This window comes from Marivivens sp. JLT3646 (assembly GCF_001908835.1).
Classification (GTDB): domain Bacteria; phylum Pseudomonadota; class Alphaproteobacteria; order Rhodobacterales; family Rhodobacteraceae; genus Marivivens; species Marivivens geojensis.
Map to the genome: position 1 here is coordinate 2499998 of NZ_CP018572.1, position 20003 is coordinate 2520000.

Annotated in this window: 16 protein-coding genes, 1 tRNA gene and 2 rRNA genes (1 of these 19 cut by a window edge); 8 read left to right on the forward strand and 11 right to left on the reverse strand. The window is 54.2% G+C overall.

The window, feature by feature from the left end; translation table 11 throughout:
• Nucleotides 1–31: 31 nt before the first annotated feature.
• Nucleotides 32–1015 (reverse strand): TRAP transporter substrate-binding protein, encoded by a 984-nt coding sequence (locus BSK21_RS12470; RefSeq protein WP_067550926.1) that lies wholly within the window; start codon nt 1013–1015, stop codon nt 32–34.
• Between the two features lie 150 nt (nt 1016–1165).
• Between BSK21_RS12470 and BSK21_RS12475 the strand changes: the two genes are divergently transcribed.
• The 4 genes from BSK21_RS12475 (at nt 1166) to BSK21_RS12485 (ending at nt 4849) form a co-directional block, all read left to right on the forward strand.
• On the forward strand, nt 1166–2707 hold the full coding sequence (locus BSK21_RS12475) for a PLP-dependent aminotransferase family protein (RefSeq protein WP_232230434.1): 1542 nt from the start codon (nt 1166–1168) through the stop codon (nt 2705–2707).
• Nucleotides 2708–3042: 335 nt separating this feature from the next.
• Nucleotides 3043–3762, forward strand: a complete 720-nt coding sequence (locus tag BSK21_RS16205) for an MATE family efflux transporter (RefSeq protein ID WP_231924813.1) — start codon at nt 3043–3045, stop codon at nt 3760–3762.
• A 65-nt stretch (nt 3763–3827) separates the two neighbouring features.
• Nucleotides 3828–4421: an MATE family efflux transporter gene (locus BSK21_RS16210; protein WP_231924814.1), complete on the forward strand. Its 594-nt coding sequence runs from the start codon at nt 3828–3830 to the stop codon at nt 4419–4421.
• Complete coding sequence (locus BSK21_RS12485; protein ID WP_067550859.1) at nt 4418–4849, forward strand: glyoxalase superfamily protein; 432 nt, start codon at nt 4418–4420, stop codon at nt 4847–4849. Before BSK21_RS16210 ends, BSK21_RS12485 begins: the two co-directional genes overlap by 4 nt.
• A 153-nt stretch (nt 4850–5002) precedes the next feature.
• Here the strand turns inward: BSK21_RS12485 and BSK21_RS12490 are convergent, their stop codons facing one another.
• From BSK21_RS12490 to BSK21_RS12500, 3 genes are all read right to left on the reverse strand, one after another.
• Nucleotides 5003–6016 carry a glycine betaine/L-proline ABC transporter ATP-binding protein gene (locus BSK21_RS12490; protein ID WP_067550860.1) on the reverse strand — a complete coding sequence of 338 codons (1014 nt, stop codon included), beginning with the start codon at nt 6014–6016 and terminating at the stop codon, nt 5003–5005.
• Complete coding sequence (locus tag BSK21_RS12495; protein WP_067550861.1) at nt 6009–6899, reverse strand: proline/glycine betaine ABC transporter permease; 891 nt, start codon at nt 6897–6899, stop codon at nt 6009–6011. Before BSK21_RS12495 ends, BSK21_RS12490 begins: the two co-directional genes overlap by 8 nt.
• 82 nt (nt 6900–6981) lie before the next feature.
• On the reverse strand, nt 6982–7992 hold the full coding sequence (locus BSK21_RS12500) for a glycine betaine ABC transporter substrate-binding protein (RefSeq protein ID WP_231924815.1): 1011 nt from the start codon (nt 7990–7992) through the stop codon (nt 6982–6984).
• Nucleotides 7993–8371: 379 nt separating this feature from the next.
• On the opposite strand from BSK21_RS12500, the gene BSK21_RS12505 reads away from it, so the two are divergent.
• Nucleotides 8372–9304 carry an MYG1 family protein gene (locus tag BSK21_RS12505; protein ID WP_067550862.1) on the forward strand — a complete coding sequence of 311 codons (933 nt, stop codon included), beginning with the start codon at nt 8372–8374 and terminating at the stop codon, nt 9302–9304.
• A 283-nt stretch (nt 9305–9587) separates the two neighbouring features.
• On the opposite strand, the gene BSK21_RS12510 is transcribed toward BSK21_RS12505, so the two are convergent.
• Nucleotides 9588–10235: a GntR family transcriptional regulator gene (locus BSK21_RS12510; protein ID WP_082959454.1), complete on the reverse strand. Its 648-nt coding sequence runs from the start codon at nt 10233–10235 to the stop codon at nt 9588–9590.
• A 125-nt stretch (nt 10236–10360) separates the two neighbouring features.
• Between BSK21_RS12510 and BSK21_RS12515 the strand changes: the two genes are divergently transcribed.
• Together BSK21_RS12515 and aroQ are read left to right on the forward strand one after the other, a co-directional pair.
• Nucleotides 10361–11029, forward strand: coding sequence for a GntR family transcriptional regulator (locus BSK21_RS12515; protein WP_067550864.1), 669 nt, complete (start codon nt 10361–10363; stop codon nt 11027–11029).
• Nucleotides 11030–11039: 10 nt separating this feature from the next.
• Nucleotides 11040–11474 carry a type II 3-dehydroquinate dehydratase gene (gene aroQ / locus BSK21_RS12520; protein WP_067550865.1) on the forward strand — a complete coding sequence of 145 codons (435 nt, stop codon included), beginning with the start codon at nt 11040–11042 and terminating at the stop codon, nt 11472–11474.
• A 51-nt stretch (nt 11475–11525) separates the two neighbouring features.
• Here the strand turns inward: aroQ and BSK21_RS15945 are convergent, their stop codons facing one another.
• The 3 genes from BSK21_RS15945 to BSK21_RS12535 form a co-directional block, all read right to left on the reverse strand.
• Complete coding sequence (locus BSK21_RS15945; protein WP_156529601.1) at nt 11526–11696, reverse strand: hypothetical protein; 171 nt, start codon at nt 11694–11696, stop codon at nt 11526–11528.
• Nucleotides 11697–12152: 456 nt separating this feature from the next.
• The gene (locus tag BSK21_RS12530) at nt 12153–13397 is read right to left on the reverse strand and encodes an HlyD family type I secretion periplasmic adaptor subunit (protein ID WP_067550867.1); all 1245 of its coding nucleotides are present in this window, start codon (nt 13395–13397) and stop codon (nt 12153–12155) included.
• Nucleotides 13394–14971 (reverse strand): type I secretion system permease/ATPase, encoded by a 1578-nt coding sequence (locus tag BSK21_RS12535; protein WP_232230435.1) that lies wholly within the window; start codon nt 14969–14971, stop codon nt 13394–13396. Before BSK21_RS12535 ends, BSK21_RS12530 begins: the two co-directional genes overlap by 4 nt.
• Before the next feature lie 273 nt (nt 14972–15244).
• Between BSK21_RS12535 and BSK21_RS12540 the strand changes: the two genes are divergently transcribed.
• Nucleotides 15245–16903 carry an amidohydrolase gene (locus BSK21_RS12540; protein ID WP_067550869.1) on the forward strand — a complete coding sequence of 553 codons (1659 nt, stop codon included), beginning with the start codon at nt 15245–15247 and terminating at the stop codon, nt 16901–16903.
• A 69-nt stretch (nt 16904–16972) separates the two neighbouring features.
• On the opposite strand, the gene BSK21_RS12545 is transcribed toward BSK21_RS12540, so the two are convergent.
• The 3 genes from BSK21_RS12545 to BSK21_RS12555 form a co-directional block, all read right to left on the reverse strand.
• Nucleotides 16973–17049, reverse strand: a tRNA-Met gene (locus BSK21_RS12545).
• A gap of 104 nt (nt 17050–17153) precedes the next feature.
• Nucleotides 17154–17268 (reverse strand): 5S ribosomal RNA (gene rrf / locus BSK21_RS12550).
• Between the two features lie 86 nt (nt 17269–17354).
• Nucleotides 17355–20003, reverse strand: a 23S ribosomal RNA gene (locus BSK21_RS12555) (it continues 179 nt past the right edge of the window).

A 20003-nucleotide genomic window follows, 5' to 3' on the forward strand; every position in this document is an offset into this window, starting at 1 on the left:
GTGGGGCAGGTAAACCCTGCCCCTACCTTGATCATTCAACAGTCGGACGACCCAGAGCGGTGAGAACCTCATTCAGGCTCTCTTTGCCGCCAATCATGTCGTAGAACTGCGGCCACACTGCGGTGGTAGCGAGGTCGATGAACTCTTGTTCACCGTTTTCAGGATCGACGATTGCCATGCCACGGGCAGCTAGTTCTTCGCGGATTTTGGCTTCTTCAGCGCGCAGGAACTGACCCGACGCGATTGTTGCATCATGTCCAGCGTCAAGGATTTGCTGCTGTTCGTCTGCCGATAGGGACTGGAACATCATTTCCGACACGATCAGCGGTTCGATCGAGAAGATGTACCGCAGGTTGGTGACGTGCTCTTGCACCTCATCAAACTTCATCGCGTAGACCGTGATGTAGGGGTTGTCCTGACCGTCCACCACTTTCTGCTGTAGCGCAGCAAAGGTTTCAGACCATGCCATCGGGGTCGGGTTGATACCCCACGATTTATAAGTCTCGATCATGATTTCGTTGCGGGGAACGCGGATCACGAGGTCTTGCAGGTCAGCAACGCTGGTCACTGGGTGTTTAGAGTTGGTCAAAACACGGAAACCCGAATAGGCCCAGCCAATGATACGAACGCCTGCGTCTTCGATGGTCTGATCGACCATTGCCTGACCGATCTCACCCTGGGTGATGGCTTCGGCGTCCTCAAGCGACAGGATCACGTAAGGCAGGGTCAGTGTACCTACGGTCGGCGAAAACGGTGTTACGTTGTTGATCGCGAGGATCGAGAAATCGAGCGTGCCAGTCGCCGCAGCGGTCACTGTGTCCTGTTCGTCGCCAAGCTGGCCATTCAGGAACAAAGACCCTGTATGTGCGCCGCCTGTACGGGCTTCGAGTGCTTCGATGAAGGCAAGGCCGAGTGCCTCTTGGGTGCCACCAGCGCCGTCGCCGACAGCAATGCGGAATTCTTTGGCCGATACAGACATGGCAGTGGTCGCCAGAAGCACCGAGAATGCGGTCATTTTGATCGCTTTGAGTGTTTTGTTCATTTTACTTCCTCCCTTGTCCCGACTCTCCAATCGGGAACGTCCGGAGGTTCTGGCAGAAAATAACTCTGGTAATTATATCCAGTTTGGCATTCATTTAAGTCCAGTCTGGAGAGTGAGAACAACGTGCCGAAAAAGCCCCAAGGAAAACTCGTCCCTGAGATGTTCCACATCGACCGACGAGACCCACGGTCGTTGCAGATGCAGTTGACGAGTTCGATTATTTCCGTGTTGCTAGACACGCGAGCCGAACCCTGCACAAAGATGCCATCGACCCGTAAGATGGCAGAAACATTAGATATTTCCCGCCTCACTGTCACGATCGTGTACAACGAACTGGTGAGCCAAGGCTATCTTGATCCACTCCCTCGATCTGGCTTTGTCGTGTCTGAGAAGATCCCACATCGAAGGATCGACACGATCAAAATTGACCGTGACGTACATCCCGTTGACTGGGCCGAGGCGCTCCCGAACGATCTGACAAAGCGTCGACAAATCGAAAAGCCCCGAAACTGGCGCCACATGAAATACCCGTTCATTTATGGCCAGATTGACCCGAAACTTTTCGATCATAACGCATGGCGCGACTGCGCGCGCCGCGCTCTTGGCGCTCGTGATTTTGCCGAACTCGCCGGCGACCAATTTGGGCAAGATGACCCAGTTCTCATCGACTACATCCGCAAGAACACGCTCCCCCGTCGTGGGATTAGAGCCGCCGAGGACGAAGTTCTGATCACGTTGGGTGGTCAAAATGCAATCTGGCTCTGCATCGCCCTCCTCAGTCAGCGGCCCATTAAAGCCGCAACCGAGGACCCCGGCTTTCCTGATTTTTCAGCAGCCCTTCGACAATTCAATATCCCAACGAGCTTTACGTCAGGCGATGAACACGGGCTTTTGCCAGAGTCCGTCCCATCAGACACCGACATCATTTTTACCACGCCGAGCCATAGCATCCCCTCAGGCATAACCATGTCTCGCGACCGCAGAGAGGCGCTCTTGCGAAAGGCGGATAAGGATAATTTCCTGATCCTCGAAGACGATCACGAATATGAGATGAGCTTTCTCGAAAAACCGTCACCATCCCTGAAATCGATGGATGCTTCGGGACGGGTTATTTACGTCGGTAGCTTTTCCAAATCGCTCTTTCCGGGATTGCGGATTGGATACATGGTCGCGCATCGGGATTTCATCAGGCAGGCCCGCGCCTTACGTGCCATGATCTTGCGGCATCCGCCCGTGCACATGCAGCGCGTCACAGGGTATTTCCTCGCCCTTGGTCACTATGAAGCTCACATTGTAAGGGTCCGAAGCGCGCTAAAAGAACGTCGTGAAATCCTTGTAGACGCCCTAAAGAACACCGATTTCACGATCAAAGGGGCTGCTCGACACGGTGGCTCAAGCCTTTGGGTTCAAAACGAATTTGGGATCGACAGCAAAGAGCTCCTTGATCGTCTGGTGGAGCGCAGCGTCTATGCGGAACCGGGGCATTGGTTTTTCGAAAAGCCCACATCTCCCTGCAGTTTCATGAGGCTGGGCTATTCATCCATCCGACCAGAGTTGATCCGAGAAGGGGTCCAAATTCTTCAAGAAGAACTGGTGGCTCTCAACAAAACCCACGGCAATCGGAAAGCCATGAATATCGGCGCGTGGCGAAGGCAACTATCATGATGCCGGCCACTCTGTTGTACATCGCCCCCCAGCTTATCTCGATTGGTGTGATATCAGAAATGGACCAAATGCATAAAGCACCGCAATGCAAAGCAAGCGGTCAGCCCCTTTAAAATTAAGCGGTTAGTCACTCGTATCTTTTGCGCGCCTATTGGCCGTATTGCCTTTGAGGGGATTTTCCCATTGCTCTCGGCATAGGTACTGGGCACCTGCCGCCTGCGGACGCGAGTCACGGTGAAGCTCGGAACAAGACGACCCCTCACCCTCGAAGCATTTCGCAGGTGGGTAATGCAGGCACCCTCCCGATACGAAATGCCTCCTAGAAGGAGTGAGTGATGTCTGCTGGCCCCGCGCAATATGCGCATGAGAATCGTTTCCTGACTCGCCCCCTAGTTCCATTATTCCTCTCGACAGCTTTGCCTTTGGCCATCGTGATGTCGACAGGCGGCCTGCTGAACGTGATCGACGGCATCTTTGTCGGGCGCTTCGTCAGCACCGAAGCCCTCGCAGCAGTCAGTCTAGCCTTTCCAATTGTAATGTTGATGACAGCTCTCACCACACTGGCGGGCGGCGGTATGTCCAGCCTGCTTGCTCGCCATTTGGGTGCTGGATCCCACAGAGAGGCAAACCAAGTCTTCGCTGGCGCTCATGGACTGGTTCTCGCGCTATCCGCGTTCCTGATCGCCATGGCGGTAACGGTTGGGCCAGCTGTCCTCTCGGCGCTCGCTGGAGGGGATACTGTAGTAGTGGAACTGGCACAGAGTTATCTGCTGATCCTAATCTTGGGCGCGCCGGTCCAATTCTTCCTAGGACTGCATGCCGATGCCCTGCGAAACGTGGGACGGGCGACACAGATCGCAGTGCTCTCTGTGGTCGTAAACCTTGTGAACATCGGAGCGAACTATTTGGTGATCGTCCTCCTTGGGTTCGGCGTTGCCAGCTCTGCCCTAGGAACAGTCGGAGCACAAACCTTAGGCCTCACTCTGGTGATGGTCTTGCGAGCCCGCGTAGCGACCTTTTGCCCTTTGGGGCGCTCTGACAGAACAGCTGGTTGACGGGATGGCGACAGATCATAACGCTCGGCCTTCCACTCTGCCTGACCTTCGTCAGGATCGCCTACGTGGCAAGCACCGTCATTCTCGTCATCGGCTTCACAACCGCAGATCATGCAACGTATGTCGCAGCCTATGGCGCCGCAACGCGTGTTCTCGGGCTGACCTTCCTGCCCCAGATGGCGATCGCGCTGACCACCCCGAGCATCACTGGCAACAACGCTGGCGCTGGACGTATGGGTCGGGCCGATGCGGCCCTTCGGCTTTCGATGGGGACCGCGTTCCTCCGGTGCCTCAGCGTCACGCTGGCGGGCGTCTTCGCAAGCGAAACACTGGGCGCGCTCTTCTCGCATGATCCCTCGGTGGCGGCGGCAGTCGTCAAGATGCTGCGTCCGATGACGGCACTCTATGCCATCACTGGGCCGGTCCTTGTCCTCGCCTTGCACTATCAGGCCTTGGGCCATCCCGTCCGGACGGCAGCGCTCACACTGGCAAAGTCATGGCTGATACTACCGACGCTGCTAGTCATCTTAGGCAGGGTTTCAGGGATCGACTATCTCTGGTTCGCTTTCCCCGTGGCGGATGCCATGATGTTCGTCATCGCCCTGAGCCTATTCCTCACCACCAACGAAGCGAAATCATCCGCAAAAGAAGCCGCATGACACAGCCAACTCTCAAAACGGTCAAGGCACAGGCGAAGGCACTCCAGCAGGCTCTGGAAACCAGCGGCACATCGGTCAGCCATGCGCAATCGCTCGAACTCATTGCCCAGCAATATGGGGCGCGAGACTGGAATACGCTTTCTGCCCGCCTCGGTCATAGCAAAATTACGGCAGGGCTCACACTCGGCACTAAGGTCAAAGGTCACTATCTCGGCCAGCCTTACTCAGGAGAGATCATTTCAATTTCCGGCCCTTCGGGTCATCGCTCAGTGGAAATCGCACTCGATCAGCCAATCAACACGGTTCGCTTCGACAGTTTCTCGAACTGGCGCTGGCGTATACGAGGCACACTCGACAAGGATGGTCGCAGCACTCGAAAGACATCGGATGGCACGCCACATCTCATCGTCGAGCCGAGCAACATTTGAACGCCCGCTCCCACAACAGAAGTTCAACGAAAGACCGCGATGGGCCAATTGCCCTAGAGCGGCGCCAGCACCCCAGATTATCTGATAAATATCAATATAATCTGGGGATTATCGCTTTATCGGACGATGTTTGGGCTCGAAATGGCGACTGGTTTAACCGTGCAATGCTTCAATTGCGTCGGTCAGTGTAACAGCGCCGAGCAATTCGCCAGCTCTGTTTACCACCCCGACCGTTTGATCAGGTGCCTGCGCGAGGGGGGACAGTGCTTCGTCCAAAACCGTCGCGCCACGCAAGGTCGGCCCATCAAAGCTCGCCACTGGTTTCGCTAAGGCACGCAGTTGGATGACCTTTGCGCGGTTAATATCCTTGGTAAAGTCAGCGATGTAATCGTCCGCAGGTTTCAGCACAATTTCCTGCGCGTCCCCCTGCTGGATCATCGATCCGTCCCGAAGAATGGCGATGTTTTCACCAAGGCGGAGTGCCTCATCAAGATCGTGCGTGATGAAGATGATCGTCTTGTGCAGTTCTTCCTGAAGTTCGAGAAGGATCGACTGCATATCAAAACGGATCAGCGGGTCGAGCGCGCTGAAGGCTTCGTCCATCAGAAGTATTTCCGCGTCCGTCGCCAGTGCGCGGGCCAGTCCGACACGCTGTTGCATACCCCCCGATAATTGCCCGGGGTAATGGTCCTCGTAGCCCGTTAATCCAACACGGTCGATCCAATGACGAGCGCGTTTGGTCGCTTCGTCGTCTGGGACGCCTTGGATGTTCAGACCATAAGCCACGTTTTCGCCAATCCGACGGTGCGGCAGAAGCCCGAATTTCTGGAACACCATCGACGTCTTTTTCCGACGCAGTTCGCGGAGTTGGGTTTCGGACATCGCTAAAACATCTTCGCCGTCGATCAGGATTTCCCCACCAGTGGGTTCGATCAATCGGTTGATATGACGGATCAACGTAGATTTCCCTGATCCAGATAGCCCCATCACCACCTGAATTTGCTTTTCAGGGATTTCGAGCGACACGTTATCGATCCCAAGAACGTGGTTGTGCTGATCAAGAAGGTCCGATTTGGACAGTCCTTTTTGAACCAACGGCAACATCTTCTCAGGCGATTTACCGAAGATTTTGTAGAGATTTTTAATGCTGACTTTGGTCTCAGTCATTGCCGTGCCCCTGTCGATATGCCTGTAGACGTTTGCCGTAACTCTGCGTGACGCGGTCAAAGATGATAGCCAACGCAACGATGGCGAGGCCATTCATCAGGCCCAGCGCGAGGTATTGGTTTGAAATTGCACGCAGCACTGGAACGCCGAGGCCTTTGACACCGATCATTGAGGCGATCACAACCATCGAAAGTGCCATCATGATGGTTTGGTTGATGCCAGCAAAGATGTTCGGCAGGGCCAGCGGCACCTGAACACCCAGCAGTTTTTGCCGCGGTGACGCGCCGAACGCATCGGCCGCTTCGAGCACATCTTTGTCCACCAAACGAATGCCGAGGTTTGTCAGGCGAACGATTGGAGGGAGCGCATAGATGCAGACTGCCAAAAGGCCAGGAACCTTGCCAATGCCCAAGAGCATCACCACGGGGATCAGATAAACGAATGACGGGATGGTTTGCATCACATCGAGGATGGGCGTGATGATGCCTTGTGTGCGATCAGATCGGGACATCAGGACGCCGAGCGGAATACCGACGACGATACAGACTAGTGTTGCGACCGAGATGATCGCGAGCGTGGCCATCGTATCTTCCCACATGTCGAAAATGCCGATGACGACAAAAGCTGCGACGGCTCCGATCGTCACTTTCCATGATCGTGAACCGAGCCAAGACAGGCCGCCGACGATTAACAGAATGATCGGCCAAGGTGCCGCCAAGAGCAGCTTTTCCAGCCAGATTAGAAATTGCAGAAGCGGGTCAAAAAAGTTTTCGAGTGCTTCGCCATAGGTGCGAGAGAACGCTTTGAACGTCTCATCAACAGCCTGTTTCATGCCGCTCAATGTACGGCGGCCGAGTGCGGGAAACTCCAGCAAGAATTCCATTCTGTGTCCTCAGTCCCAAATTATGCCCATGAATGGGAAACGGGGGGCACAGGCCCCCCGCATGTTTTCGTCAAATCAGCGATCAGAGTTCGGACTTGATGCCTTCGGCAGCTTCGGCGCTGACCCAACCGCTCCACAGGTCTTCGTATTCTTCGAAGAAATAGTAGGCAGCATCTTCGCCAGTGGCCTGATTTTCGGTCATGTAAACGAGCATGGCGTTCATAACCTCGCCCGGGAACACGCGTGTGCCGAGGTAATCAACAGCCAAGCCGCCCTCTTTCATCATGCGATCCGTGATGACCGAGTGCACTTCGGACTCGGTGTAAGACGTCGGCTGCGGATCGAGGCATTCCTGTTCAGCCTTCACGATACAGCCATCCCAGTTTTCAGAGCCACCCCACGGGGTTTCCCAGTCCAGCATCTGAAGCTGGTATTTGCCGATCACCGCAGTCGGTGCCCAGTAATAACCGAACCAATATTCGCCGCGTTCAACAGCTTTGGCGATGGACCCGTCGAGGCCCGCTGCTGAACCCGGATCAACCAAGGTCCAGCCTTTTTCTTCCATGTCAAAGGCACGGAACAGGCTGGCGTTCGACAGCTGGCAACCCCAACCCGCAGGGCAACCCATGAACGCACCGAGCGTTTCATCTTCGGCGTAAGGGAAGAACTCTGGGTGCTCGAGGAGTTGCTCGACAGTAGTAATTTCAGGGTGATCAGCTGCGAATTTGGGATCGACCCACCAACCTTCACCCAGACCATCAATCGGGCCGCCGTTGACGGAATGCAGACGCCCTTCTGCCATTGCGGCGGCCAGCGGATCACGAACGGCATTGATCCAGAGTTCGCCAGCGACGTCAGGCTGACCCTTTTCATTCATCGATGCAAAAGTCGTCGTTGTTGCACCTGGGATGAGTTCGACTTCGCAGCCATAGCCCGCTTCGAGAACGATTTTATCGACGTTTGCCATGAACTCGGCCGAAGCCCAGTCCATTTCGGCCATAGTCAGCGACCCACATTCTTCGGCCATTGCTGCATTTGCAAAGCCCGCGGTGAGTCCGATGGCAGCGATTGTGCTAAGTGTCTTGAATTTCAACGGTCCAGTCTCCCTGGTCATATTTCATTTTGAAGGGTCGCCGTTACGGCCCCTCTTGAGACGAAGTCGAAATGCTGCAGATGCAAAAATGCGACCACGTATGTCGCAAACAGAACATACGCTGGGCCGTATGTAAACTGACTTTCCCAAATGAACTTGTTCAGCCAACGCTGGAGGGAGAGCACTATTCAAATGCACTCGAACAGAATTGCCCCTTAGTCTAGCGATATTGGCGGGACAGGACCCCCTCGATTGACCGACAGTTCATCGGCGTTTGGTTCGGGTGCTTTTTGTTTCGAACGCCGTTGCGATAAATAAACCATGGAAGTGACGCCGTTTTTCGGTGTATCCGAGGGTTCCTTTGCAAGGGCACATATCTATGACCATCACGCACCTAGTTACGCACTCTGGCGGCTTTCATGCCGACGAACTTCTGTCGTCTGTCATCCTGACCCGCTTGTTCCCACAAGCCGAGTTGGTGCGGAGCCGTGATGAAACGTGGATCACCCCCGCCCCATCGAAAATCATCTACGATGTGGGTCGTGACTATGACGCTTCTGCGCAAATTTTCGACCACCATCAACGCCCGAACCCTTTGCGCGAGGACGGCCAGCCATACAGCTCGTTTGGATTGATTTGGGCACAATATGGGCGCGACTACCTCGCGGCGATGGATGTCCCCGACACGATGGTTGAGGATGTTTTTGCCAGCTTTGACAAGAATTTTGTTCTTCCCATCGATCTGCTGGACAACGGCGCCGTTGCACCTTCGGTTGCGGGGCCACTCTCTGGTCTTACACTTCCTGTGCTCCTCGAAAGCCTGAAGCCCGTATTCGATGATCGTTCACCCACAGCGGACGACGATGCATTCCGATCAGCCCTACCCATAGCAAGGGCGTTTGTCGAAGCCCGCATCCAGAATGTTGTCGCGAAGTACCGCGCCGAGGCTATGGTGCGCGATGCGATTGAGAAAGCAGGTGCTTCAAAGGTGCTCCAACTACCAATGGGGATGCCATATCGTTCAGCCGTGGAGAAAGCGGGAGCTGATCACTTGCTCTTTGTGATCCATCCGCGCGATGACGATTGGGCGATCAACGGGATCAAACTGTCAGGCGATACCTTTGACCAGCGCGCCGATCTACCCGCAGCTTGGGCTGGATTGACGGATGAGGCGCTCGAACTCGCGTCGGGCATCAAGGGTGCAAAGTTCTGCCACAACGCGCGATTTATCGCGGTGGCCAACAGCTACGAGGCCATTCAGAAAATGGCTGCCGTCGCGGTGACAGAGGCAGAAAAGACAGCCGGCCTCTAAACCGCCTCACGCTTTGGGGATGTGAATATATTAACGACCCGTTTCAACTCGGCTGTCCGATAAGGCGCGTTCGGCGCGCCATGACCAACATAGTCACCTGAGCCGGACTGAGGGGAATAATGTCCCAGCCGTTTATATGCCAGTGCTTCTATGTAGGCAGATGAAGTATAGCAGGGATGCTGACAGTTAAAAATCCAACCCAACGGGCAATTTTTTATATAAATATGTAATGAATTTTATTTTACTAAAATAATCGATTTATATCCTAGAGACACTCCCTCGCCTACTTTGCAAAGACCTGAAAGCTATGCGCGACGCCGCCGTTGATATGAGCGCGCAACACGGACTCTGCCGTGTCGGCGTCCCTATTCAGCGCCGCATCAAGCAAGGCCTTATGTTCAGCACTCGCGACATCGCCACGGAATGTCAGGAGGCGCATTTGGTAGCGGAGGTATTTGTCGAAAACGATGCCGTGGACCTGCAATAGTTCGGTCGAACCACAGGCGGAGATAAGCGCTTGATGGAATTCCCAGTCGTATTGCTTCCACGTTTCCCGTGCGCTGTCATCACCTGACTGCATACGCTTTTCCATCTGGGACAGCTTATAATGCGCGGAAATAACATGAGCCTCCCAATCAGTATTTCCCTTTGCGAGCGATAGCCGCAACGCATAGCATTCCAATAAAATACGAAGGTCCGCGATATCTTTTAGGCCCTCTTTGGAGATCGGCGCCACAATGTGACCCCGCTTTCCTTCCGCCACGACAAAGCCTTCAGAGACCAAGCGATTTAGAATTTCCCGCAGCGTCGGGATCGAAGCGCCATAGGTTTCCTTGAGATGAGAGAGCCGGATTTTCGAATTGGCATCCAAGCGACCAAAGACGATGTCATGGCGCATCGCGCGATAAAGATCACCTCCAAGTTTACTCATGCTTTTCCCCAGACCTCACGCCTCACCACAGATTGTCGGAGGATAGAGTGGTAAATAGGAAGTGCAATGGGCTTGACATTAATCGATTATTTTACATTAATCTTATCAATAGATAGGCGCCCCATATGATCCTCGACACGCATATAGACCCCGCAAAACTTACTCGTGCAACTCGTGTCTCGAACGAGATCCGCGATGCGATCATTGCCGGTAAAATGCGCCCGGGTGCGAAGGTGAACCTTGACCAGCTCCGCGACGAATACGGCGTGTCACTCTCTCCGATCCGCGAAGCGATTTCTCGGTTGGTTGCGGATCGGCTCGTTGAATTTGAAGACAAAAAAGGGTTCAGGATCGTGCCTCTTTGCACGGCGAACCTGCTGGAAATTACACGCCTCCGTGTGGATTTCGAAGCGCTCGCTCTCAAACACGCGATAGCGATTGGAACGCTGGAATGGGAGAGCAAAATCCCAGCTGCGATCCACCACATGAACAATTCCACGGGAACGAGGCAGGCAGCGGCACATGACCTATTCCACGCAAGTCTGGTTCGTGGATGTGCCATGCCAATGCTGCGAGATTTGTGCCTGATGCTCGGCAATCTCCACAAACGATACGCAAATATCCTGAACTATGATGGAGCGGGACGGGACATGGCTGGCGAACACGCCGCGATTGCTGATGCGGCTCTCGCCAGAGATGCTGAACTCGGTCCAACCCTGCTCGCCCGACATATCGAACGAACAGGCAGCGACCTGAGCGCTCTATTCGAAAAACACGCCAAAGATCTCAAATGAGGAGAACAGCATGTCCAAAACCGTCTACATTCTGAACGGTCCGAACCTAAACCTATTGGGCAAACGGCAGCCGGAAATTTACGGTCACGACACCTTGGACGATGTCGAAGCAAACTGCTCTGCCGTGGCGAACGCTGCAGGCTTTGCCGTGAAGGTGCTGCAATCAAACTACGAAGGTCAGATCGTCGACTGGATCCACGAAGCCCGCGAACAGGCCGCCGCGATCATCATCAATCCAGGTGCGCTGACCCACTACTCCATCGCAGTTCTCGACGCCCTGAACACCTTCGAAGGTCCCGTCATCGAGGTCCACATTAGCCAAGTGCACAAACGTGAATCGTTCCGCCACCACTCTTACGTCAGCCTGCGTGCTGATGCCGTCATGGCTGGCTTCGGGATCAATGGCTACACACTTGCAACCAGCCACGTTGCAACACTGATCTAAAACAAAAAACGCGGTGCTAGAGGAATGCTAGCGCCGCGTTTTCATTGCAATTTAAGTAAATTTGAGTGCAGCCATGACCAAAAGAATTGCTGTCGCCGGCGCAGGTTTAAACGAACGTTGCCAAAGCCCTAGGCTTTCCACTTTTGACGGCTCATCATCAGCGGCAATAACCCATTGATCCAAAGGGCTATTGAAATCGTTCAAAGTGGCAAGCTCGGTCATATCACCACCCTTCAAACGCAAACGTGATCATTATTTTGACGTCGATTGGCGACATCAGACAGGTGCAGGCCAAGTTTACCTGAACCTGATCCATTACATCGATCAGCTTCACGACCTGGCGGAGCAATTAGTTCCGTTCAAATGATGGAATCCAACGCAGTGCGTGGGAACAAAGTCGAAGAAACCACTGTCGTGCTGTTAAGATGAATGCGGTGTCTTAGGCACCGTTACCGTGAGCGACGCGGCATCGGCATCGTGGAGTTGGAAGCTCATCGCACGAGAGAATACGCATTACATCGTGACCAGCGAAATTGCTATTGGCTCGGCGGAACCGAATGGCCTCTTCCCCTTCCGAACCTCGCTGTTTGAGCGCACAACCGTCCGGCGGCTGGTGAAAATCAAAAGGTCCGCTACGACTGGGGAAAGCGTCGAAATCGCGATCCTGTAGTCGGCTTTTTACTCTCGAATAGCAAGCGCCCAATAATCGGCAATTGGTTTCACCAAGTACGACGCCAAAGTGCGGGGTCTACTCGATAGAAACACTTGGGCTGGCATTCCTGAAGGAAGCGGGAACAAGTCGTCATCTATCGTTACCTCTATGTGATAGGCCACCCTTCCTGTCGTTTGGTTAGTGATTGTATCAGGAGAAACCAACCGAACTATGCCGCTGATCTCTGGCGTGGCGACTGCATCAACTGCAGGAAACCGAATTCGTACCGATTGCCCCGAATGGACGCGATCAATTTGAGTTGGATCGACCTCTACCGAGATTATACGCGGTTGGCCCATTGGAGAAATCGACGCGATGTCCGCGCCCGATGGAATTACACCGCCGATCGTTTCGATTTGTAGGGCGGTTACGATACCGTCGATGGGCGCCCGAACAACGAGACGATCCATGAGCGCCTCGATTAACGCTAGGCGCTCTTGCAGTTCGTTAACCCGCGGCATGATCGTCGCTAGTTCAGTCCGCGCTGCACCTCTGGCCGCTACTTCCAAACGAAGCCTCTCGGAAACATACCCGTCGGCAGCACCTCGCGCCTCAGTAATCGCAATATCGATTTCGACCATTTGCGCTTCGAGCCGCGCCTCTTCACGTTGCAAAGCGGAAACTCTATTGGCTTGTGTCAGCCCAACATTAAGCAAGGCAGCCTGTGCCGCGAGTTCTTCCTGAACGAGCGCGATCTGAGCACGGACCGCCGTCAACTGCCTCTGCCGTCCCGCCGCAATGGCATTTGCTTGCGCTTGCTTTTGAGCGAGTTGCAGGCGCGCCTGCGCCCGTGTCGCCCTACCCGCCGCAAATATTGCGTCTTGCTCGGCATCAAATGGAAGGCCGTCAAAATCGACGGCAACCGCCCCTTCCGCCTCTGCCCGTAATCTTGCCTCTTGGGCCAGCAATGTCGCCAATTGCGCCTGAATGACATTACGTTGGGCGATCAGTTCAATGCCATCAAGTGTTACGATAGGGTCGCCAGCGCGCACTTCCGATCCATCGTGCACATGAATTTTAGAGACAAGTCCACCATCAGGATGCTGCACGACCTGCCGCCCAAGGGAGTACTCGACATGGCCTGATGCGATGACGGCGCCGTCGATTTCGACAGAAACAGCCCAGACTAAGAACCCAAGCAACCCAATCAGGATGACCTGAATGCCGCGCTTGATTGACCGGTCAGAAGCGAAATCAGCAATCATAGTCATGCGGAAATGCCCCGAGGCTGGACGAATTTCTGGAGAACCGCATCACGTGGCCCAAAGGCCCGCATTTGACCGTCGCGCAAAACCATCACCTTGTTGCATTCCACCAAGGCAGAGGGGCGATGTGCCATGACGAACACAACCTTTCCTGCCCTCCGCGCATTCGAAATTGCGTCGTTCAATGCTTGAACCCCAACATCGTCCAGATGTGCATTCGGTTCATCCAAAACGAGGGCAACCGGATCACCAAAGAGCGCACGAGCGAGACCAATTCGCTGTCTTTGCCCGCCTGAGAGTGCCGTCGCGCCATGATCGACAACGGTGTCGTAGCCATCGGGCAGCCCAAGGATCATATCGTGCGCCGACGCTGCCTTGGCCGCTTCGATAATCAATTGGGGATCGGCATCTGGTGAAAACCGCGCGATATTCTGAGCGATGGTGCCGTTGAATAATACAACGTCTTGGGGAAGGTAGCCGAAATAGCGACCGAGTTGGTCTGAATCATACTGTTCTAAAGTGGCGCCGCCCAAGCGCACATCACCTATCGCGACAGGCAATATCCCCACGATGGCCTTGGCAAAGGTTGATTTCCCTGCGGCTAATGGGCCAATCACAGCGATGGCATCTCCGGCGTCGGCATTAAACGATATACCTTGGAGCGTTGGCTTTTTCTGGCCTCCAATGGCAACCGCCAGATTGGTCACTTCGAGATGTGCCGCCGGACGCGGCAAGGGCAATCTCATTGTGCGCTGCGTGGTCATCGACAACGTCTGATCTAAAGATTTCCACGCCAAAATTGCGCGCTGCATATGGGGCCAATGAGAAACTACCTGCTCGACGGGAGAAAGCGCTCGACCAAGCAGGATTGATCCCGCAACCATCACCCCGCCTGAAATATGGCCTTGAATGACCAAAAGGGCCCCGACGCCAAGCATACCAGACTGCATCATCATGCGCGCTGAACGACTGAGCGAAGTGATAGCACTGCCAGCGTCCGAAACCTTGAGCGACGCCCCAAGAGCCTGCATCCGTAAATCCTGCCAGATATCACCCAACACCGACGCCATCCCCAGCCCCCGAACGGTTTCGTAGTGTACATGGATCGCGACGGCATGAGCCTCAGCGCGCGACGTCTCAACAGCCGCTCGGGATTGGGGGGAGGCGATCAAATAGTGGTTCACCAACGCAAGGGCGAATACTACGAAGACCCCAAATATGGCGAAGCTTCCCATCGCAGGGTGGAACACGAACAAGACACCGATAAAGATCGGCACCCAAGGCAGGTCAAAAACTGCGCCTGTTGTTGTGGACGCCAGTGCCGTACGGACGACCGTCACAGCACGGAACTCTTCGCTCGTTCGGTTTTGCGCCAACACAGCATCGTAAACGCGGCGATCCAAAGAGGCCTGAAATTTCGCGCCAATGCGAGCGAGCACGCGACCACGGTAAATATCCAGAAGCCCCATTAGCACGTAACAATACAGGACTATTGCGAACAAAACGCTCAGCGTTGCCGTAGATCGACTGGTTAAAACACGGTCATACACTTGAAGCATGAACAGCGGACCCGTTAGCATCAGGACATTGATGACTGCACTAAAAAGCCCCGCGACGGCAAATGCGCGCCAAGAAAGATAAAGCTGACTCAGAAGAGTATTGGGGGATTTAGAAACGTGCATAGAGCGGCCCGCGATTGGTCTGGATAGGCCCAATCAAATATCGATTTGGTTCAAATCTGATTAATTGCAATGCCGAAAAGTAATGGCCTCAAAGCACTTCACGCTTGCCGTATTGACAGGAAACCACGCCTAACTGAGTGTTTGACGGACCCCATATCTACAGGTTGCCAAATGCCCACTGCAGACTTGATTATCGATAACGCGTCCATTCTCACGATGGACCCTGAAAATCCCCGAGCAGAGGCATTGGCCATTCACGGCAGTCGCATCATGGCAATCGGTAGCGCCGCGTCGATTGAGCCATTGGCGGACCACACGACCAAGCGGATCGACGCACAAGGTTGCACCGTATTGCCCGGACTGGTGGAAGCTCACATGCACCTGTTTTGGGGCGGATATGGCTTGAAACTTCTCCAGCTGACAGGCGTCAAGGGGCTGGATCAGCTATCCCCTAGGTTGCGAGCCTATGCAGATGCTAACCCGACCGAAGGTCTACTGATCTGCAAGGCTGCGGACTACAACCTGTTCGGTGACGGGAAGCATACTACGCGACAGGATTTGGACGCCGCTCTCTCTGATCGACCAGTTATACTACTGTCCAGCGATCATCATACGGCTTGGGCAAATACCATTGCATTGGAAAAAGCGGGTATCCTGCATGGTGCCGAAATGCCCATCGGGTGTGAGGTCGTCATGGCCGACGACGGCACAGCAAGCGGCGAATTGCGAGAACAATTCGCATACGCGCCCGTCCTAGCCTTGCGCACCTCTGGTGGACGAGAGGATTTGGGTTTCGCGGGCTTAGATCCCTCCGTACCACCAACTGCGGAAGAAAGAGAGGAAGACCTTGAAACCCTACGCAAGGGCCTCGAATACTGCGCCTCATTTGGTTTTACTTCGCTCCACAATATGGACGGGAACTTCTATCAATTAGAATTGCTACGGGAATTGGAGGAGCGCGGGGAACTCATCTGCCGCACCGAAGTCCCATTTCACCTGACGCCTGACAAACCCGTTTCGTCGATTAGTGACGCACTCGACATGCGCGAACGATTTGCCTCGGATCGCCTCCGATCGGGACGCATCAAAATGTTTATGGATGGCGTGATCGATAGTGGCACAGCTTTCATGTTTGAACCCTTCACCGATGGGAGCACCTGCGAGGCCCTACACTCCGCCGAGCGGTTCAACGAAATCTGTATCGAAGCAGACAAGCACGGTCTGCAAATTTCTGTGCACTCCATCGGTGACGCAGCCGTTAGACGCACGCTAGATGGGTATGAAGCAGCTCGAAACGCCAACGGCCCTCGCGATAGCCGTCACCGCGTAGAGCACATCGAAGTGATGCATCCCGACGATCTTCGCCGCTTTGCTGAGCTCGGTGTGATCGCCTCCGTCCAGCCCTCTCACCCGCCCCTAGCGATGGATTTCCCACGCGACCCTTGGGCCGCAATGGTCGGTGAAGATCGCCTGAAACACGCGTTTCCAGACAAGGCCCTGCGTGAAGCGAATGTGCCGATCGCCTTCTCCTCAGATTGGCCAATCACCGATATTAACCCTATGCGCAGCGTGAAAGCGGCCATGACGCGGCCCAAACTGTCAGATGATTGCCCCGCCAATACGTGCACGCTCCACGAAGCCTTGCATGCCTATACTGCGGGAGGCGCATATGCGGGCTTTGACGAGGATCGACTGGGCATGCTCAAAACTGGGATGTTGGCCGATATCGTTGTGATGGACTGCAATCTTGAGACGTTATCAATCGATGTGATCGATCAAGCTAAAGCACGAACCACGATTGTGGACGGAAAGATTGTTTGGGGCGTTTAAACTATCACCCAACGCCACGTTTCCCTTATTTGGGGTTACCGGCTGCTGAATTTATTTGAGAATTTGTTTTGGTTGCGGGGGTAGGATTTGAACCTACGACCTTCAGGTTATGAGCCTGACGAGCTACCGGGCTGCTCCACCCCGCGCCGATTGTGACTATTGTGTCACTGGTGCGTTAGTCCAGCATATGCGTTTTATTGATTGCTTTGCTGGATGATATCGAAAGAGAGAAAGGATTGGTTCTTATTAGGTCTGGCGGTGACTTACTCTCCCACGTCTTAAGACGCAGTACCATCAGCGCAACGGCACTTAACGGCCGGGTTCGGAATGGATCCGGGTGTTTTGCTCGTGCTATAGCCACCAGACCGAATAAGAACCAATTTTTCCAAGTCGAGTACAACTGATTGTGTGTGTGTATGCTCTTGATTTACCAGCGTTGTTTTTACTGGATCAAATCAAGCCTATCGGACGATTAGTACCGGTCAACTGAATGCATTGCTGCACTTACATCTCCGGCCTATTGACGTGGTGGTCTACCACGGTCCTCAGGGATACCTTGTTTTGAGGGGGGCTTCCCGCTTAGATGCCTTCAGCGGTTATCCTGTCCGATCATAGCTACCCAGCACTGCCGTTGGCACGACAACTGGTCCACCAGTGGATCGTTCACCCCGGTCCTCTCGTACTAGGGGCAACTCCTCTCAAGTATCCTACACCCACGGAAGATAGGGACCGAACTGTCTCACGACGTTCTAAACCCAGCTCACGTACCTCTTTAAATGGCGAACAGCCATACCCTTGGGACCTGCTCCAGCCCCAGGATGAGATGAGCCGACATCGAGGTGCCAAACGATGCCGTCGATATGGACTCTTGGGCATCATCAGCCTGTTATCCCCAGCGTACCTTTTATCCGTTGAGCGATGGCCCTTCCACTCGGGACCACCGGATCACTATGGCCGACTTTCGTCTCTGCTCGACTTGTCAGTCTTGCAGTCAGGCTGGCTTCTGCCATTGCACTCAACGAGCGATTTCCGACCGCTCTGAGCCAACCTTCGCGCGCCTCCGTTACTGTTTGGGAGGCGACCGCCCCAGTCAAACTACCCACCACGCAGGGTCCCGGATCCGGATAACGGACCGCGGTTAGACAACAAGCAAAGCAAGGGTGGTATCTCAAGGGAGGCTCCACAGAGACTGGCGTCCCTGCTTCAAAGCCTACCACCTATCCTGCACATGCTGTACCTGTTGCCAGTGCGAAGCTATAGTAAAGGTGCATGGGGTCTTTCCGTCTAACCGCGGGTAGCCTGCATCTTGACAGGCAATTCAATTTCGCTGAGTCAACGTTGGAGACAGCGGGGAGGTCGTTACGCCATTCGTGCAGGTCGGAACTTACCCGACAAGGAATTTCGCTACCTTAGGACCGTTATAGTTACGGCCGCCGTTTACCGGGGCTTCAATTCGAGGCTTGCACCCCTCCTTTTAACCTTCCGGCACCGGGCAGGCGTCAGACCCTATACGTCGTCTTACGACTTCGCAGAGCCCTGTGTTTTAAGTAAACAGTCGCCACCCCCTAGTTTGTGCCCCCCGCCCATAGTTGCCTACGAACGGGGCCTCCTTCTCGCGAACTTACGGAGGTATTTTGCCGAGTTCCTTCAACGTTGTTCTCTCAAGCGCCTTGGTATTCTCTACCAGTCCACCTGTGTCGGTTTAGGGTACGATCTCATGGAGGGCTATTTCCAGGAACCTCTAAGCGGCCCATCCAATCCGATAAGGATGAACAACCTTCGAGATCCGTCACCATCTCCTGGCCCAGGAATATTAACCTGGTTCCCATCGACTACGCCTTTCGGCCTCGCCTTAGGGGTCGGCTTACCCTGCTCAGATTAGCTTTAAGCAGGAACCCTTGGACTTTCGGCGAGAGGGTCTCTCACCCTCTTTGTCGCTACTCATGTCATCATTCTCACTAGTGATCTCTCCACCGGATGCCTTACAGCCCGGCTTCATCGAAAGCTCCTTGCGTCCAATCCTTCCGAGGAAGGTAAGGACGCATGGAACTATATCACACTACGCTCTGCTACCAGTGCTTACGCACTCCGAAGTTTCGGCTCATGGCTTGAGCCCCGTTACATCTTCGCCGCAGGACAACTTATTTAGACCAGTGAGCTGTTACGCTATCTTTAAAGGATGGCTGCTTCTAAGCCAACCTCCTGGTTGTTTTGGTCGTCCCACCTGCTTTCCCACTTAGCCATGAATTAGGGGCCTTAACTGTCGGTCAGGGTTGTTTCCCTCTCCACAACGGACGTTAGCACCCGCTGTGTGTCTGCCGGATAGTACTCCTCGGTATTCGGAGTTTGGTTAGGATCAGTAAGTCTGTGGGACCCCATTACCCATCCAGTGCTCTACCCCCGAGGGTATTCGTCCGACGCTCTACCTAAATAGATTTCGCAGAGAACCAGCTATCTCCGAGTTTGATTGGCCTTTCACCCCTAGCCACAGCTCATCCCGACCTTTTTCAACAGGTGTGGGTTCGGACCTCCAATAAGTGTTACCTTATCTTCATCCTGGCCATGGCTAGATCACTCGGTTTCGGGTCTGATCCCACAAACTCAATCGCCCTATTAAGACTCGCTTTCGCTACGCCTACACCTAACGGCTTAAGCTTGCTTGTGAGACCAAGTCGATGACCCATTATACAAAAGGTACGCCGTCAGGGCTCAAGGCCCCTCCGACTGCTTGTAGGCGTCCGGTTTCAGGTACTGTTTCACTCCCCTCGTCGGGGTGCTTTTCACCTTTCCCTCACGGTACTGGTTCGCTATCGGTCAGTAAGGAGTACTTAGCCTTCGGGGGTGGTCCCCCGATCTTCAGACAGAATTTCACGTGTTCCGCCCTACTTAATACGTCCCATTGAGCTTCCTATACGGGGCTATCACCCGCTATGGCCACGCTTCCCAACGTGTTCTAGTCACTCTCAAGGCTCGGCTGGTCCGCGTTCGCTCGCCGCTACTAACGGAGTCTCTATTGATTTCCTTTCCTCCGGGTACTTAGATGTTTCAGTTCCCCGGGTTTGCTCTTTAAACCCTATGTATTCAGGTAAAAAGTACCTGT

Excerpts from the sequence above, each read along its gene's own strand:
- BSK21_RS12485 (WP_067550859.1), top strand. The coding sequence starts at position 4,418 with ATGACACAGCCAACTCTCAAAACGGTCAAGGCACAGGCGAAGGCACTC.
- BSK21_RS12510 (WP_082959454.1), bottom strand. The coding sequence starts at position 10,235 with ATGAGTAAACTTGGAGGTGATCTTTATCGCGCGATGCGCCATGACATC.
- BSK21_RS12495 (WP_067550861.1), bottom strand. The coding sequence starts at position 6,899 with ATGGAATTCTTGCTGGAGTTTCCCGCACTCGGCCGCCGTACATTGAGC.
- aroQ (WP_067550865.1), top strand. The coding sequence starts at position 11,040 with ATGTCCAAAACCGTCTACATTCTGAACGGTCCGAACCTAAACCTATTG.
- BSK21_RS15945 (WP_156529601.1), bottom strand. The coding sequence starts at position 11,696 with ATGACCGAGCTTGCCACTTTGAACGATTTCAATAGCCCTTTGGATCAA.
- BSK21_RS12470 (WP_067550926.1), bottom strand. The coding sequence starts at position 1,015 with ATGACCGCATTCTCGGTGCTTCTGGCGACCACTGCCATGTCTGTATCG.
- BSK21_RS12530 (WP_067550867.1), bottom strand. The coding sequence starts at position 13,397 with ATGACTATGATTGCTGATTTCGCTTCTGACCGGTCAATCAAGCGCGGC.
- BSK21_RS12505 (WP_067550862.1), top strand. The coding sequence starts at position 8,372 with ATGACCATCACGCACCTAGTTACGCACTCTGGCGGCTTTCATGCCGAC.
- BSK21_RS12535 (WP_232230435.1), bottom strand. The coding sequence starts at position 14,971 with ATGCTAACGGGTCCGCTGTTCATGCTTCAAGTGTATGACCGTGTTTTA.
- BSK21_RS12515 (WP_067550864.1), top strand. The coding sequence starts at position 10,361 with ATGATCCTCGACACGCATATAGACCCCGCAAAACTTACTCGTGCAACT.
- BSK21_RS16205 (WP_231924813.1), top strand. The coding sequence starts at position 3,043 with ATGTCTGCTGGCCCCGCGCAATATGCGCATGAGAATCGTTTCCTGACT.
- BSK21_RS12490 (WP_067550860.1), bottom strand. The coding sequence starts at position 6,016 with ATGACTGAGACCAAAGTCAGCATTAAAAATCTCTACAAAATCTTCGGT.
- BSK21_RS12540 (WP_067550869.1), top strand. The coding sequence starts at position 15,245 with ATGCCCACTGCAGACTTGATTATCGATAACGCGTCCATTCTCACGATG.